Below are 16,451 nucleotides of genomic sequence, written 5' to 3'. Positions count from 1 at the left end.
GATTAACCTTAAAAACCTTGAAATAACCGGATAGTTTACCTGATGGCTCGTTCTAATTCCAGTAATGTATGGCTGCAAGAGCATGTTAATGACCACTATGTACAGATGGCCAAAAAAGATGGCTATCGTGCGCGTGCTGCTTATAAGCTCATCGAAATTGATGAGAAAGATAAATTACTTAAGCCCGGGATTTGGGTGGCCGACTTGGGTGCGGCACCAGGCAGTTGGTGTCAAGTGGCAGCAAAGAAAGTCGGGCCGCATGGGCGTGTGTTTGCGCTGGATATTTTAGAAATGGACCCAATTCGTGGGGTTGAATTTGTACAAGGCGATTTTCGTGAAGAAGAAGTTTTGGCGGAATTTAGCGCTTTGCTAAATGGTCGCCAGTTAGACCTTGTCATTTGTGATATTGCCCCCAATATAACGGGTAATGCCGATACGGATCAGGCTCGTAGTATGTATTTATGCGAGCTGGCTTTGGAATTTGCACGTGAACAATTGAAGCCCGGTGGTCATTTTGTCGTAAAAGTGTTTCAAGGTTATGGATTTACCGAGTATATGAGTGCGATGCGTGAAACTTTTGCATCGGTTGTGACTCGAAAACCAAAGGCTTCACGTGATCGTAGTCCCGAAGTCTATTTATTGGGTAAACAAAAAAAGTCCTAAACAGGTAAAATGTTTTCATCATCCCTCGTTTTGGGAAACTCAGGAGCAAAGCCTTGAATAATCTCGGCAAGAATATCGCCATTTGGCTCGTCGTTGGCTTAGTGCTGATGACGGTATTTAATCAATTTTCTAAGCATCAAGATGGCTCGACTCAAATACCGTATTCGCAGTTTATGACGGATGTTGAGCAAGGCCGTATTGCGAATGCTGAAATCGAAGGTAATCCTTTACGTGGCCAATTGATTCGCGGTAAAAAATCCGACGGGGCGGGTTATTCCACACTGGCGCCATTTGACTACCGTTTAGTTGATACGCTCATTAAATATAATGTGAAGTTTTCTGCCAAGGCTGAAGAAGAGCAAGGTCTGTTGATGAGTTTGCTTGTCAATTGGGCGCCGATGTTGTTGCTGATTGGCGTTTGGATCTTCTTTATGAATAAGATGCAAGGCGGCGGTAAAGGCGGTGCATTTAGTTTTGGTAAATCAAAAGCCAAAATGCTGGATGAAAACAATAATTCAGTCACCTTTGCTGATGTTGCTGGTTGTGACGAGGCCAAAGAAGAAGTCTCAGAAATTGTCGATTATTTGCGTGACCCAAGTAAATATCAAAGTTTAGGTGGTCGTATGCCTTGCGGGATCTTGCTTGTGGGTTCACCTGGTACGGGTAAAACCTTGCTGGCAAAAGCGATCGCTGGCGAAGCAAAAGTGCCATTTTTCTCGATTTCAGGTTCTGATTTTGTTGAAATGTTTGTTGGTGTCGGTGCCGCACGCGTTCGCGATATGTTTGAAAACGCCAAGAAAAATGCGCCGTGTATCATCTTTATCGATGAAATTGATGCGGTAGGTCGTCAACGCGGTGCTGGTATGGGCGGCGGTAATGATGAGCGCGAGCAAACATTGAACCAAATGCTGGTTGAAATGGATGGCTTTGAAGGCAATTCAGGCATTATTGTGATTGCAGCAACCAATCGTCCTGATGTGCTTGATCCGGCTTTGTTGCGTCCAGGTCGTTTTGACCGTCAAGTTACCGTGTCATTGCCGGATATTCGCGGCCGTGAACAGATTCTTGCGGTTCATATGCGTAAAGTGCCGATCGCTAATGACGTTGATGCTTCGATTATTGCTCGCGGCACGCCTGGTATGTCGGGCGCGGACTTGGCTAACTTAGTCAATGAAGCCGCACTGTTTGCTGCACGACGCGCAAAACGTTTAGTCGATATGGCCGACTTTGAGTCAGCAAAAGACAAAATTTACATGGGTCCAGAGCGTCGTAGCATGGTTATGACTGAAGAAGATCGTCGTGCAACGGCGTATCACGAATCAGGTCATGCGGTTGTTGCTGAAATGCTGCCGGGTACTGATCCAGTGCATAAAGTGACCATCATGCCGCGCGGTCGAGCCCTAGGTTTGACTTGGCAATTGCCTGAGCGCGATAGTTTTTCGCTATATAAAGATCAAATGCTGAATCGTTTAGCGATTTTGTTTGGTGGTCGTGTCGCGGAAGACTTATTTATTCATCGTATTTCGACGGGTGCGTCTAATGACTTTGAGCGTGCCACCGGTATGGCGCGTGATATGGTGACTCGCTATGGGATGACAGAAAAGTTAGGCCCAATGGTTTATGGCGACAATGAAGGCGAAGTATTTTTAGGTCGCTCAGTGACGACGCATAAAAATATGTCGGAAGCCACCATGCAGCAAGTCGATGCTGAAATTCGCCGTATTATTGATGAGCAATACGCGGTAGCAGAAAAAATTCTTGAAGAAAATCGCGATAAAGTTGAAGCAATGACCAATGCTTTGATGGAGTGGGAAACCATTGATCGCGAACAGGTGTTGGATATTATGGCTGGTCGTGAACCACGGCCACCTAAAGTTTTACCGCCACCCCGCGTGACGGTGGCTGTAGCAGGTGGTGATGCAACGCCGGGTGATCAAGACGTATCTACAGCGCCAGTCACGGAAGCTTAATGCTGAATCTGATTTGATGTGTGATTTTAAAAGGCGGCCTTGGTCGCCTTTTTTTGTTGATTAGGAATGGTAATGAAATATTTTTCCTGTGGCCGCTTTCGGTTGGCCTTAGATCGCCCTTGGGTGATGGGTATTGTGAATGTGACCCCCGATTCATTTGCCGATGGTGGTCAGTATGATACTTTGGTCCATGCGGTGGCGCATGCTGAGCGTTTATTGAAAGACGGTGCCGATATTTTAGATATTGGGGGAGAATCAACGCGGCCAGGCGCCGCGCTGGTTTCTGTTGAAGACGAGATTCGCCGAGTTATTCCGGTCTTGCAAGCACTGAGCAGTTTGAATGTGCCGCTGTCCATTGATACTCGTAAGCCCGAAGTGATGCGAGCAGCAATTGATGCTGGTGTGGATTTGGTTAACGATATTAGCGCCCTAGAAGGGGATGGTGCGATGGACGTCTTGGCGGCAAGTCAGGTTGGTGTGTGTTTGATGCACAAGCAAGGTGAGCCACAGACCATGCAAAATGCGCCGGCTTATGAGGATGTCGTTGCTGAAGTTGGGCTTTATTTACAGCAGCGAATTGCTTTGGCGGTACAAGCGGGTATTGCTGCTGAGCGCATCGTTTTTGATCCCGGTTTTGGTTTTGGTAAGACCTTGGCGCATAATGTGGCACTTTTCCAGTCGCTAGATGTATTGTGTGAGCAGTTATCTCTGCCTTTGCTGGTTGGCGTTTCGCGGAAAAAAATGTTGGGCGAAATTACCGGCTATGCTGTTTCTGGTCGTGTACAAGCAAGCGTGGTTGCGGCCTTGCTTGCCGTGCAAAAAGGCGCTGGCATTGTGCGTGTGCATGATGTAAGGGAAACGGTGGATGCATTAAAATTGTGGAAAGCTTTAAAATAATCTTATTACAAAATAGGTAGGTCATTATGGCGCGTAAATTTTTTGGTACTGATGGAGTGCGAGGCTTAGTCGGTGAGTATCCGATTACGCCTGATTTTGCGATGAAACTTGGGTTTGCGGCTGGTAAGGTGTTTGCTGCAAATAGTGCGCGTAAAAACAGTGAGCATGCCGCCGTCTTGATCGGAAAAGATACGCGCGTTTCTGGTTATATGCTTGAGGCCGCTTTGCAGGCGGGTTTTAATGCGGCAGGCGTTGATGTGTACTTAACAGGGCCCTTACCAACGCCGGGTATTGCTTATTTAACCCGCGCATTACGCTTGTCGGCAGGGGTGGTTATTTCGGCATCACATAATCCCTATCACGATAATGGGATTAAGTTTTTTGGTGCGAATGGTCAAAAGTTGTCCGATGAAATTGAAATCGCGATTGAGGCGGCAATTGAAGAGATCCAGCATTGTGTGCAGTCAAAGCAGATTGGCAAGTCAAAACGAATTGATGATGCCGCAGGCCGTTATATTGAGTTTTGTAAATCAACCTTCCCAAATGAGCTCGATTTGCATGGACTAAGGTTGGTGGTCGATTGCGCGCATGGTGCGACTTATCATATCGCGCCGCATGTGTTTCATGAATTGGGTGCTGAAGTGATCAGTATTGGCGTGAAGCCGGATGGTTTTAATATTAACGCCGAAGTTGGAGCCACTCACCCTGAGGCCTTGCGTTTGAAGGTGCTTGCTGAGGGCGCTGATTTTGGTATTGCACTCGATGGTGATGGCGATCGACTGATTATGGTTGATCGAGATGGTACGATCGTCGATGGTGATCAATTGCTGTATGTTTTGGCGTGTCATCGTCAGCAAAAAGGCACTCTGGGTGCCGGTGTTGTCGGCACCTTGATGACAAATTTAGGCGTTGAAAATGCACTAAAAGCCAAGGGGATCGGATTTGTGCGGGCGAAAGTGGGTGATCGCTACGTGATGGAGCAATTAAAGCGCAATAACTGGCTGGTCGGTGGTGAAGGCTCTGGGCATTTATTGTGTTTGGATAAACACTCAACAGGTGATGGCATTGTTTCTGCATTGCAAGTTTTGCAGGCGCTGCAAGAAAGCAATCAAACCTTGGCAGGATTCTGTAAAGATTTGTCACTGTCCAAACAAGTGTTGAAAAACGTTCGGATTGCGAAAGGTTTTGATTGCCACGCATCACAAAGTATTGCCGAAGCCGTTGCTGTTGCTGAAGCTGAGATGGGTAGTGATGGACGCGTATTGCTGCGCCCATCGGGTACCGAGCCGGTGGTGCGCGTCATGGTTGAGCATACCGACCCCGCCGTGGCGCATGAGTGGGCCGATAAAATCGCCGCAGTCGTTCAGGCTGAAGCGCAAGAGTAATTATTCTCTGTCCGAAATGTGGCCATTGATCGCTCAAGATCGTTGGCCACATCCGCCAGTTCTGCCATTTCCTGTTTGATTGCTTGATTATCATTGTGCGTGTGATTGAGTCCGGTGCTGATCGTACTGACTTGATCGGCAATCGCCTGCGCCGCAGCCGTTTGTTGATCAACTGCGGCTGCAATGGACGCCATCATGTCCGCGACGCCTTCGCTTTCACTGCGAATCTGCGATAAGGAGCGTGACACCGTCTGGCCGTGTTCACTAAATTGCCCTAAGCATAAACTCGCCGCACTGATTGCATGACTCGTTACGCTGGTATTGGTTTGCGTTTTGATTAGAATATCTTGGATATTGCGAGTCGATGCCGTGGTGTGTAGCGCTAATTTACGAACTTCATCGGCAACGACGGCAAATCCTCGACCCGATTCACCGGCACGTGCCGCTTCAATGGCGGCATTGAGTGCCAATAAATTGGTTTGATCGGCAATATCTTTGATCGTGGCACTGACATTCACTATGTCACCAAATGAATGTGTCAGCGTTTGCATTTCAGACTCGACTTGCGCGAAGTGTGAAGATAAAGCCGAGAGGTTGTTCAGCGTGATTTGCCCCGCTTGATCTGCATTGCTCGTTGCGGCGGATGAAGATTGTGCCGTATTTGCTGCTTGTGCGGCCAAAGTGCCAACATGAGCAATTGCATTGCTTAGCGTTGCACTGGCGTGACGGATATCATCTAATTGCAGCGATTGATTATGCGTATTTTGGCTAACTGCATTCGATAGATCGCTAATTCGCTGTGTATCAGCCCGAGTTGCCGTGGCTGCCATGCTCGCTTGCGTGAGTACTTGCTGAAGTTGCTGTAAAAATCGGTTGATGGCGACGCTTAACTCACCGAGTTCATCTTGACTTTCAGGCATTCGCAGCGTGATCTCACCTTCGTGCAATCGTTTGGCAATTAATCCCATTCTCTGTAAAGTGCCCTGCAAACGTTTGGCAAAACCGAGTTGAGAAATGATGATTATCAAGCCTGCGCAGCCAATTGGAATCAGTACGCCCCAGATGAGTTGCTGAATATCTTGCTGGATGGTGCTTTCGCTGTGCTGTGCATCACTCACAATTTGGCGCATTAATTGGCTGATTTGTTCAAGTAGTGGGGACAAATCATTCCGGTAAAGTTGCTCTGGAATGGTGATGGCATCTTCGGGGCTGGTTTCGGCGATTTTAATCGCGCTGCGAAATTGAGTTAAATAGCGCTGCCAATTTTGGCTGAGTACTTGCTGCAAAGATTGCTGTTGAATCGGTGTGAGGGTAGGCGTTAATGCTTGTTGTAGGCTGTGGATTTGCTGCTCGGCTTGCTGTAATTGTGGCGTAGCATCGGGCTCCATAACTTCGAGCCGTGATAGCGTGAGCATGCTTGATTTCATTTGTGCAAGCTGAGCAATGCTGGTTTGTTTTTGTTGGTTTTCTAAAAAATGCAATCTAAGAGTATGGAGTTTCCAGCTGCAAAATAGCGCCGCAGTGAGTAGTGCGGCCAAGGTGATGGCGCTAACATATTTAAGTTGTGTGGCAATCTTCATGTAACGGGCTTCGGCGTTCTGGCGTGAGGGTCCGTAGCATAAGTCGCTGGTGTTACACCAAAATGACAAATAGGTAGTTAATGCATGGGTATTTACATGTAGCCCTTGTTTATAAAGCGTTGCAGTCATATACCCTATAAAAAAGGCCGCATAAGCGGCCTTTTTCTACGTCATGATTGCTTAACCGAACTTACCTGTAATGTAGTCTTCGGTCGCTTTTACTTTGGGTGCGGTAAAGATCGTATCGGTTTCACCCATTTCAATCATTTCACCCAAATACATATACGCGGTGTAGTCAGAAATCCGTGCCGCTTGTTGCATATTGTGCGTCACAATGGCGATGGTGTAGTCTTTTTTGAGCTCATGAATGAGCTCTTCAACGTGCGCTGTTGAGATTGGGTCGAGTGCCGAGGTCGGTTCGTCGAGCAAGAGGATCTCAGGTTTTACGGCAACGGCGCGGGCGATGCACAGACGTTGTTGTTGACCGCCAGAAAGACCTAAACCAGATTGCTTGAGCTTGTCTTTAACTTCATTCCACAGCGCGGCTTTAGTGAGCGCCCACTCAATGCGATCATCCATTTCTGATTTGCTCAGTGTTTCATAGAGCTTTACGCCGAATGCCACATTGTCATAGATCGACATTGGAAATGGGGTTGGTTTTTGAAAAACCATGCCGACTTTAGCGCGTAGCATATTCAAGTCGACGCTAGACTCTAAAATATTTTGTCCATTGAGAATGATTTCGCCTTCGGCGCGCAATTTGGGGTAAAGGTCATACATCCGGTTGAAAGTACGAAGCAAGGTTGACTTGCCGCAGCCAGAAGGGCCGATAAAGGCAGTCACTTTGCCGGCTAAAATCTCTAAGTTGATGTTTTTAAGTGCGTGAAAGTTGCCGTAGTAAAAATTCAAATTTTTGACTGTCAAGCCAGCTTTATGTTGAGTGCTCATGAATGATTGTCCGTTCAAAGTCTAAATTAGTGTTGTTTGGGTTGGCGAAGCATGACGCGGGCAATAATATTCATGCCGAGAACAAACAAGCCAATTAAGAGTGCGCCTGCCCAAGCTAATTGATGCCATTCTGCGTAAGGGCTCATCGCAAATTGGAAAATCACCACGGGTAAGTTCGCCATAGGTTGATTCATATTTGAGTAGAACTGGTTATTCAGTGCGGTAAATAACAGCGGGGCGGTTTCACCCAAGATGCGAGCAACTGCTAGCAAGATGCCAGTGGCTACGCCTGATTTTGCTGCTTTGAGCGTGACAAATAACACCATTTTCCATTGTGGTGCACCAAGGGCATAGGCCGCCTCGCGCATGGCCGTCGGCACTAAAAGCAGCATGTTTTCTGTGGTTCTTAGTACCACAGGAATCACCAAAATAGCCAAAGCAAACGAACCGGCCCAGCCTGAAAAATGCCCAACTTGTGTGACGTAAATTTCAAATACAAACAGGCCAATCACAATCGATGGTGCAGACAGTAAGATGTCGTTGATAAAGCGAGTCGTCGGCGCTAACCAGCCTTTTTTACCAAATTCAGCAAGGTAAGTTCCGGCTAAGATGCCGATTGGCGTGCCAATCAAAACACCGACGGCGGACATCTGCAAACTGCCCAAAATCGCATTGGCTAAGCCACCTTGGCTGCCCGGAGCCGGGGTCGTTTGGGTGAATGTTTGTAATGTTAAGCCGGCAATCCCGTTGGAAAACAGCGTGTACATAATCCAAAACAGCCAAAACAAACCAAATGCCATGGCGATCATTGAGAGGATCAGGCTGACGTGGTTGATGAGGCGGCGGCGTAGATAAAGGCTAGGGTTTAAATTATTCATGACCGATCCTTAAGAATGTGAGCCTTCATTGCGGTTGAGGCGCAAGAGGAGCAGTTTAGAAAGGACCAAAACAACAAAGGTAATAAAGAACAGTAAGAGTCCCAGTTCAATCAGTGACGAGGTGTAAAGCTCGCCATGTGCTTCGGTGAATTCATTGGCCAGTGTGGCTGAAATGGTCGTGGCGGGGTCAAACAATGAATTCATGTCATTCATTGAGTTACCAATCACAAAAGTGATCGCCATGGTTTCGCCCAATGCACGGCCTAGACCGAGCATAATGCCGCCGATAATCCCGGTTTTGGTATAGGGAACGACGATATTCCAAACGACCTCCCAAGTCGTGCCGCCAAGGCCGTATGCGGATTCTTTGAGTAGCGGTGGTACCACTTCAAAGACGTCACGCATGACCGAGGTCACAAAGGGGATGACCATAATCGATAAGATTAAGCCGCCAGTAAACATACCAATGCCCATTGGAGGGCCGTCAAATAAAGGGCCTAAGATAGGAACACCGGCGGTGACCTCGGTAATCCAAGGTTGCACATGATCGGCAAATAAAGGCGCAAAAACAAATAGACCCCACATGCCGTAAATAATCGATGGCACGCCAGCGAGTAATTCAATACAAATCCCCAGCGGCCGGCGCAGCCAAACGGGTGAGAGTTCAGTCAGGAAAATGGCAATACCAAAACTGATCGGTACAGCAACAACCAAGGCAATTGCTGAGGAAATTAATGTGCCACGAATCGATGGCCAGGCACCAAATTGATCGGTCACTGGATTCCAGTCGCTGGAAGAAATAAATCCGAGGCCAAAGGCTTTGATGCTCGGTAGGGCACCATAGAGCAAAGAAATAATAATACCGCTCAATAGAGCAAGTACAAAAAAAGCAAAGAAACGGGTGCTATTGACAAAGAATGCATCTTGCAGTCGTTGTGTTTTCATCCGTTGCGACATATTAGACATCAGTAATTCTCCGGTCCTCCAAAACTTAGAAACTAACAAGCACACTACTTATGGGGCAGTGTGCTTGTTTTCTGCGCGCGAATTGTATCTCTGCGCAATTCAATCGGGGGAATTATTTCCAGATTGGATTTTTGCCATCACTGAGTTGTGTTTTCCAGTTGGACTTGATCATTGCAACCACATTGTCCGGCATTGGGATGTAGTCCAGTTCAAGAGACACTTTGTCTGCGTCCGCGCCATAAGCCCAGTCGAAGAATTTAAGCACTTCTACGCCTTGCGTTGGTTTGTCTTGTTTTTTGTGCATCAGGATGAACGTTGGGCTAGCAATAGGCCAAGCTTCTTTGCCTGGTGCATTAGTTGTTACAAGGAACATGCCTGGTGCATTTTTCCAGTCGGCGCTGGCGGCGGCGGCTTTAAATGATTCTTCTGACGGCTGAACAAATGCACCCGAGCTATTAGATAGTTGTGTATGTGAGAGTTTGTTTTGCTTGGCGTAAACAAACTCAACGTAACCAATAGCACCTTTAATACGTTGTACGTAATTCGCTACGCCTTCATTGCCTTTACCACCCACACCGGCTGGCCATTGCACTGAGCTATTTGAACCAACTTTTTCTTTCCACTCTGGCGACACTTGCGACAGATAGTTGGTAAAGAGGAAAGTGGTACCAGAGCCGTCAGAGCGGCGAACAACAGTAATGTTTTGTGCAGGCAAGGCAACACCTGGATTGAGCGCCGCAACAGCGGGGTCATTCCATTTTTTAACTTTGCCTAAGTAAATGTCGCTCAGCAAGGTGGCTGATAGTTTGAGTTGACCCGGTGTAATACCGGCAATATTGACGACAGGAACAACACCACCCAAGACGGTTGGGAATTGAATTAACCCATCTTTGTCTAGATCTGACGGCTTAAGGGGCATATCTGTCGCGCCAAAATCAACGGTTTTGGCTTGGATTTGCTTGATGCCACCACCCGAACCAATAGATTGGTAGTTCATACCGTTACCCGTTTTGGCTTTGTACATCTCGGCCCATTTTGCATAGAGCGGGTACGGAAAGGTTGCACCTGCGCCGGTAATGTCGGCTGCAATTACTTGGCTAAAAAGACCGGCAGTCAAACCTGCGGTAACGAGCATTTTGTGAACTAAAGTCATAATCAGTTAAATCCCTTGGGTTTGTCTGAGTGTGTATGTATTGAACAAGGCGCATCGTAATCGTTTAATGTTTCCGAATTATTACAAAAAGCAATGTGCTGGCGTGTTGCCTTAAATTTGATGTTTGAATTGGCGTGGCTTTTGCTTTGGCGCTAAAAACATGCGGGGATCTGAGGGCTTAGGCTGCTGGTTTGAGCGTGATTGTCTTTACGATGTTTGTGGTGTTTGGGTTTTAGCGTTTGACGTTGCTTGACTGGGAACGTTACCATTTCTACTGTTGATAGGGATAAAGTAAATATGGCAAAGCAACTTGTGGTGGGTAATTGGAAGCTGCATGGCAGTATTGGTCAGGTTAAATCGGTTTTGGGTGAGATCGCTCAAGCTAAGTTGCAGGCCAATGTGGGGGTTTGTGTGCCGTATCCATACGTGATGCTGGCAAGGCAAATTCTTCACAATACCCATGTGCAGTGTGGCGCTCAAGACGTTAGCCAGTATCACATTGGCGCATATACGGGTGAGGTGTCATCAGGGATGCTGGCCGATATTGGCTGTGAAATGGTGATTGTTGGTCATTCTGAGCGTCGACGATTATTTGGTGAGACGACAGAGCAAGCTGGTGTTAAAATGCGCGCTGCTCTAGATGCCGGTTTGTTTGGCATTTACTGTGTGGGTGAGTCCGCAGAGCAGCGACGTGAAGGTCGCGCAGAAGAAGTTGTTGCGGCTCAGTTACAGGTATTACAAAATTTACCAGTTGGTTTGTATGCTGTGGCGTATGAGCCATCTTGGGCTGTAGGTAGTGGCATGGTTGCCTCCAGTGAGCAGATTTCGCCGATGCACGCATTGATTAAAAATCAATTAGATGAACGAGTTAAAGTTCTCTATGGCGGCAGCGTGAAGTCGAATAATGCAGAGTCAATTTTGGCTGTGCAGCATGTCGATGGGGTGTTGGTGGGGGGTGCAGCACTCTCCGCCTTCGAATTTGTAGAGATTTGCAAAGCAGCGCGCTGATGGTACAATTCACGCCGCTCTTGAGATGAGAAAATAATGGACTTTATTACCAGTTTAGTGCTTACCGTAAATGTGATTTCTGCTATCGCTGTCATTGTATTGGTGTTGATGCAGCATGGTAAAGGTGCCGATATGGGAGCTGCATTTGGTAGCGGATCGGCCGGTAGTGTGTTTGGTTCGAGTGGCTCGGCCAATTTTTTAAGCCGTACTACTGGCGTTTGTGCAACAGTTTTTTTTGTGACGTCGATGGCCTTGGTTTTGTTGACGGCACCAAAACAAACTGCCTCAATTATGTCAACGGTTCAACCTGCTACGGTCGCATCTCAAGTTGAAGGGCAAAAAATTCCTGATTAAATCCATGCGATTGCATATGATTTTATTGGTATATCTAAGTTTAGTGACCACATGGCTGTGGACTTGCTGACTTAGAGCTTCAAATACGCTGGGAAATCCCAGCGTTTCTATGTAATAAAAATAACAATAAGCTGTCTAGCATTTTTGTAATACTCTGAACTGGGGATTTTCATGCTGCAAAACTATTTCCCCATCCTGCTTTTTCTGTTGGTTGGTTTACTCGTGGGCGTTATTCCACTGGTGCTCGGCTACGGGGTGAGTAAGGCTTTGGGAACGGCTCGGCCAGATACGGCAAAAAACTCACCTTACGAATGTGGTTTTGAAGCATTCGAAGATGCACGTATGCAATTTGATGTGCGTTATTACTTGGTGGCCATTTTGTTTATCTTGTTTGATTTGGAAGTTGCATTTTTAGTTCCTTGGGCCGTTGTGCTTAAAGAATTGGGGATGTTCGGCTTTTTGTCGATGATGATTTTCTTGGCCATTCTGGTGGTCGGCTTCGTCTACGAATGGATGAAGGGCGCTCTAGAGTGGGAGTGAGGCAAATGGAATCGCAAGAAAAAGGGTTTGTTACCACCACGGTGGATATGGTCATCAATAGTGCTCGTACGGGCTCTTTATGGCCAATGACATTTGGTTTGGCTTGCTGTGCGGTAGAGATGATGCACGCAGGTGCTGCACGTTATGACTTGGATCGCTTTGGTGTGGTGTTTCGACCTTCGCCACGGCAATCGGACTTAATGATTGTGGCAGGAACCTTGTGTAATAAAATGGCTCCAGCATTACGTAAAGTTTACGACCAGATGCCAGAGCCGCGCTGGGTGATTTCGATGGGGTCCTGTGCCAATGGGGGTGGGTATTATCATTACTCGTATTCTGTTGTGCGTGGTTGTGATCGCATTGTTCCGGTAGATATTTATGTTCCTGGCTGTCCTCCGACAGCTGAAGCGCTCTTGTACGGCATTATTCAGTTGCAAAACAAGATTAAGCGTACCAATACCATTGCGCGCTCGTGAGGTGAACTGTGGCGAATAAGTTAGAAACGCTCATGGATAGTCTGCGGACTGTTTTAGGTGAGGCAAAAATGGCTTCTCTAAAAAACGCGCTGGATGAAGTGACGCTAGAAGTACCGGCAAGCGAGTGGTCTGAGGTGGCTTTATTGCTACGCGATGATGCACTGTTGCAATTTGAACAATTAATTGATGCCTGTGGTGTTGATTATAGTACGTATAAAGATGGGGTATGGGAGGGCGCTCGCTTTGCGACGGTTTATCATTTTCTTTCTTACAAATACAATGTACGCTTACGTGTAAGGGTGTTTTGTATTGATGATGCCTTTCCAGTGGTGAATTCCGTGGTTGATGTTTGGCCTGCGATCAATTGGTTTGAGCGTGAGTCGTTCGACTTATACGGCATCATTTATCAAGGCCATCCAGACCTGCGACGCTTGCTGACAGATTATGGCTTTGTTGGTCATCCATTCCGTAAAGACTTCCCACTGTCTGGCTTTGTTGAAATGCGTTATGACGCTGAACAGGCACGTGTGATCTATCAGCCTGTAACCATCGAGCCGCGTGAAATAACACCGCGCATTATCCGCGAGGAGAACTACGGTGGCAGCTGAAATCCGTAATTACACATTAAATTTTGGTCCACAACATCCGGCAGCGCATGGTGTATTGCGTTTGGTGCTGGAGTTGGATGGTGAAGTGGTTGAGCGTGCTGATCCGCACATTGGTCTCTTACATCGCGGCACAGAAAAATTAGCTGAAAGTAAAACCTACATCCAGTCTTTGCCTTATATGGACCGTCTTGACTATGTGTCAATGATGTCCAATGAGCATGCCTACTGTATGGCAATTGAGAAACTGCTCAATTTAGATGTGCCAATTCGAGCTCAATATATTCGCGTTATGTTTGATGAAATTACGCGGATTTTGAATCATTTGTTGTGGATTGGTGCACATGGTATTGATTGTGGCGCAATGACTATTTTCCTTTACGCTTTCCGTGAGCGTGAAGATTTAATGGATTGTTACGAAGCAGTTTCTGGCGCACGCATGCATGCAGCATATTATCGTCCGGGCGGCGTCTATCGCGACTTGCCGGATGAAATGCCAAAATATCAAGCTTCGAAAATCCGTAATGCAGCGGCCATTAAGCGTTTAAATTCTAATCGCGAAGGCAGTTTGCTCGACTTTATCGAAGACTTCACTAATCGATTCCCGAAGTATGTTGATGAGTACGAAACTTTGCTAACAGATAATCGTATCTGGAAGCAGCGTACTGTGGGTATTGGTGTGGTATCGCCTGAGCGAGCATTGGCATTGGGCTTTACTGGTGCGATGTTGCGTGGTTCTGGTATTGAATGGGATTTGCGTAAAAAACAACCGTATGAAGTCTACGACAAGATGGATTTTGATATCCCTGTCGGCAAAAATGGGGATTGTTACGATCGTTATTTGGTCCGTGTTGAAGAAATGCGCCAATCGAACCGCATCATCAAGCAGTGCGTGCAATGGTTAAAAGAAAATCCAGGTCCGGTTATTACGACTAACCATAAAGTAGCGCCACCTTCGCGAGAAGGCATGAAGTCAAATATGGAAGACTTGATTCACCACTTTAAGTTGTTTACTGAAGGTATGCATGTGCCAGAAGGTGAGGCATATGCTGCGATTGAGCACCCTAAGGGTGAGTTTGGTATTTATATGATTTCTGATGGTGCAAATAAACCATACCGAATGAAAATTAGAGCGCCTGGTTATGTTCATTTATCTGCTTTAGATGAAATGTCACGCGGGCACATGATTTCTGACGTTGTTGCAATTATTGGTACGCAAGATATCGTATTTGGGGAGATTGATCGCTAATGTCTTTACACAATCTTCTGTCAGTAGATTCAATTGAGCAAATTGATCGTGAAGTAGCCAAATATCCAGCAGAACAATCTCGCTCTGCGGTGATGGGGGCTTTGCGAATTGCTCAAGTTGAAAAGCGCTCTTTATCTAATGAGTTGGTTGAAGCGATTGCGATATATTTAAATATTGCACCGCTCGCTGCTTATGAAGTCGCGACTTTTTATAATATGTACGACATGAAGCCGGTTGGTAAGTACAAGCTTACGGTTTGTACTAATCTGCCCTGTGCTTTGTCGGGGGGCTATACCACGGCTAATTATTTGAAGCAAAAGCTGGGTATTGGCTTTAACGAAACAACTGCCGATGGAAAATTCACTTTGAAAGAAGGTGAATGCATGGGCGCCTGTGGTTATGCACCTGTAATGCTGGTGAATAACCACAGCATGTGTAATCACATGACGCCAGAAGCCATTGATAAAAAACTGGCGGAGCTCGAATAATGACCGTCTATGTAAAAGGCGTCGTGTTCGAGGGCGTCGAATTTGAAGATCCAAATTGCTGGCACCTTGACGAATACGTTAAGCGTGGCGGCTATGCGGCGTTGAAAAAAATCATTAATGACAAAATCACTCAAGATGAAATCATTGCTGAGATGAAAACTTCAGGTTTGCGCGGCCGTGGCGGCGCAGGTTTCCCTACGGGGCTGAAGTGGTCTTTCATGCCGCGCAGTTTTCCAGGTCAAAAATATTTGGTATGCAATACCGATGAAGGTGAGCCTGGTACCTTTAAAGATCTCGATATTCAAGTGTATAACCCACATGCTTTGATTGAAGGCATGATTATTGGTGCTTACGCTATGGGTATTTCTGTTGGGTATAACTATATCCATGGTGAAATCTTTGAAGCCTATGAGCGTTTTGAAATCGCCCTTGAGCAAGCGCGTGCCGCAGGCTTTTTAGGCGACAATATTTTGGGCTCTGATTTCTGTTTCCAGCTACATGCGCATCATGGTTATGGCGCCTATATCTGTGGTGAAGAAACTGCTTTGCTTGAGTCATTGGAAGGCAAAAAAGGACAGCCGCGCTTTAAGCCGCCGTTTCCTGCCTCTTATGGTTTATACGGCAAGCCAACAACGATTAATAACACCGAAACGTTCGCCTCAGTACCATACATTATCCGCGAAGGCGGCCAGAAGTTCCTTGAGCTAGGTAAACCGAATAACGGTGGCACTAAATTATTCTCGGTTTCTGGTCATGTTAATCGTCCGGGTAATTATGAGATTCCACTCGGAACGCCATTTTCTGAATTATTAGAAATGTGCGGTGGTATGCGTGACGGCAAGAAATTGAAAGCGGTGATTCCTGGTGGCTCATCGGCACCGGTATTGCCTGCTGACATCATGATGCAATGCACCATGGATTACGATTCTATTGCTAAAGCAGGCTCAATGTTGGGTTCTGGTGCTGTGATCGTGATGGACGAAACAGTCAGTATGGTGAGCGCATTAGAGCGATTGTCGTATTTCTATCACGAAGAATCATGTGGTCAATGTACGCCTTGCCGTGAAGGTACTGGTTGGTTGTATCGTGTGGTGCATCGTATCGCGCATGGCGAAGGTCGTATGGAAGACCTCGATTTGCTATCGCGTGTTGGTGATAACATCGCTGGCCGCACAATTTGTGCGTTAGGTGATGCTGCAGTTTTCCCTGTGCGTGGAATGTTGAAACACTTCCGCCATGAATTCGAGGATTTGATTAATCAATCTCAGTCATCCAAGCCTTTGTAATTGGG

17 protein-coding genes are annotated in these 16,451 nt (G+C 46.7%); 12 read left to right on the top strand and 5 right to left on the bottom strand.

What is annotated here, in order from left to right; translation table 11 throughout:
* Positions 1–39 precede the first annotated feature (39 nt).
* The 4 genes from rlmE (at position 40) to glmM (ending at position 4,915) form a co-directional block, all read left to right on the top strand.
* A complete protein-coding gene (gene rlmE / locus Q0V82_RS05220; protein ID WP_226763202.1) occupies positions 40–663 on the top strand; it encodes a 23S rRNA (uridine(2552)-2'-O)-methyltransferase RlmE in 624 nt (207 codons plus the stop codon).
* A gap of 53 nt (positions 664–716) precedes the next feature.
* Positions 717–2,633, top strand: coding sequence for an ATP-dependent zinc metalloprotease FtsH (gene ftsH / locus Q0V82_RS05215; protein ID WP_226763167.1), 1,917 nt, complete (start codon positions 717–719; stop codon positions 2,631–2,633).
* 72 nt (positions 2,634–2,705) lie between these two features.
* Complete coding sequence (folP, locus tag Q0V82_RS05210; protein ID WP_297573223.1) at positions 2,706–3,530, top strand: dihydropteroate synthase; 825 nt, start codon at positions 2,706–2,708, stop codon at positions 3,528–3,530.
* 26 nt (positions 3,531–3,556) lie between these two features.
* Positions 3,557–4,915 carry a phosphoglucosamine mutase gene (gene glmM / locus Q0V82_RS05205; RefSeq protein WP_297573221.1) on the top strand — a complete coding sequence of 453 codons (1,359 nt, stop codon included), beginning with the start codon at positions 3,557–3,559 and terminating at the stop codon, positions 4,913–4,915.
* Here glmM and Q0V82_RS05200 read toward each other — a convergent pair.
* The 5 genes from Q0V82_RS05200 to pstS all read right to left on the bottom strand — a co-directional run bounded on the left by Q0V82_RS05200 (position 4,894) and on the right by pstS (position 10,440).
* Positions 4,894–6,495 (bottom strand): methyl-accepting chemotaxis protein, encoded by a 1,602-nt coding sequence (locus Q0V82_RS05200; protein WP_297573219.1) that lies wholly within the window; start codon positions 6,493–6,495, stop codon positions 4,894–4,896. The genes glmM and Q0V82_RS05200 overlap by 22 nt on opposite strands.
* 180 nt (positions 6,496–6,675) lie before the next feature.
* A complete protein-coding gene (pstB, locus tag Q0V82_RS05195; protein WP_221022725.1) occupies positions 6,676–7,443 on the bottom strand; it encodes a phosphate ABC transporter ATP-binding protein PstB in 768 nt (255 codons plus the stop codon).
* Positions 7,444–7,469: 26 nt separating this feature from the next.
* On the bottom strand, positions 7,470–8,321 hold the full coding sequence (pstA, locus tag Q0V82_RS05190) for a phosphate ABC transporter permease PstA (RefSeq protein ID WP_297573214.1): 852 nt from the start codon (positions 8,319–8,321) through the stop codon (positions 7,470–7,472).
* Between the two features lie 9 nt (positions 8,322–8,330).
* On the bottom strand, positions 8,331–9,287 hold the full coding sequence (gene pstC, locus Q0V82_RS05185; protein ID WP_297573212.1) for a phosphate ABC transporter permease subunit PstC: 957 nt from the start codon (positions 9,285–9,287) through the stop codon (positions 8,331–8,333).
* Between the two features lie 112 nt (positions 9,288–9,399).
* Positions 9,400–10,440 (bottom strand): phosphate ABC transporter substrate-binding protein PstS, encoded by a 1,041-nt coding sequence (gene pstS / locus Q0V82_RS05180; protein ID WP_297573210.1) that lies wholly within the window; start codon positions 10,438–10,440, stop codon positions 9,400–9,402.
* 297 nt (positions 10,441–10,737) lie between these two features.
* On the opposite strand from pstS, the gene tpiA reads away from it, so the two are divergent.
* The 8 genes from tpiA (at position 10,738) to nuoF (ending at position 16,446) form a co-directional block, all read left to right on the top strand.
* Entirely contained in the window at positions 10,738–11,448 is a 711-nt protein-coding gene (gene tpiA, locus Q0V82_RS05175; RefSeq protein WP_173533760.1) for a triose-phosphate isomerase, read from the top strand.
* Positions 11,449–11,484: 36 nt separating this feature from the next.
* Positions 11,485–11,802, top strand: coding sequence for a preprotein translocase subunit SecG (secG, locus tag Q0V82_RS05170; RefSeq protein WP_297573207.1), 318 nt, complete (start codon positions 11,485–11,487; stop codon positions 11,800–11,802).
* A 171-nt stretch (positions 11,803–11,973) separates the two neighbouring features.
* Positions 11,974–12,342, top strand: a complete 369-nt coding sequence (ndhC, locus tag Q0V82_RS05165; protein WP_297573204.1) for an NADH-quinone oxidoreductase subunit A — start codon at positions 11,974–11,976, stop codon at positions 12,340–12,342.
* A 5-nt stretch (positions 12,343–12,347) separates the two neighbouring features.
* Positions 12,348–12,818: an NADH-quinone oxidoreductase subunit B family protein gene (locus Q0V82_RS05160; RefSeq protein ID WP_226763159.1), complete on the top strand. Its 471-nt coding sequence runs from the start codon at positions 12,348–12,350 to the stop codon at positions 12,816–12,818.
* A 32-nt stretch (positions 12,819–12,850) separates the two neighbouring features.
* Positions 12,851–13,426, top strand: coding sequence for an NADH-quinone oxidoreductase subunit C (locus Q0V82_RS05155; protein ID WP_297573198.1), 576 nt, complete (start codon positions 12,851–12,853; stop codon positions 13,424–13,426).
* Positions 13,416–14,672, top strand: a complete 1,257-nt coding sequence (locus tag Q0V82_RS05150; RefSeq protein WP_297573196.1) for an NADH-quinone oxidoreductase subunit D — start codon at positions 13,416–13,418, stop codon at positions 14,670–14,672. The genes Q0V82_RS05155 and Q0V82_RS05150 overlap by 11 nt, the downstream gene beginning before the upstream one ends.
* Complete coding sequence (gene nuoE, locus Q0V82_RS05145; RefSeq protein ID WP_226763156.1) at positions 14,672–15,160, top strand: NADH-quinone oxidoreductase subunit NuoE; 489 nt, start codon at positions 14,672–14,674, stop codon at positions 15,158–15,160. Before Q0V82_RS05150 ends, nuoE begins: the two co-directional genes overlap by 1 nt.
* Complete coding sequence (nuoF, locus tag Q0V82_RS05140) at positions 15,160–16,446, top strand: NADH-quinone oxidoreductase subunit NuoF (protein WP_297573193.1); 1,287 nt, start codon at positions 15,160–15,162, stop codon at positions 16,444–16,446. The genes nuoE and nuoF overlap by 1 nt, the downstream gene beginning before the upstream one ends.
* Positions 16,447–16,451 lie beyond the last annotated feature (5 nt).

This window comes from uncultured Deefgea sp. (genome assembly GCF_947072475.1).
Lineage (GTDB): Bacteria > Pseudomonadota > Gammaproteobacteria > Burkholderiales > Chitinibacteraceae > Deefgea.
This window is presented reverse-complemented; position numbering and strand designations above follow the sequence as displayed.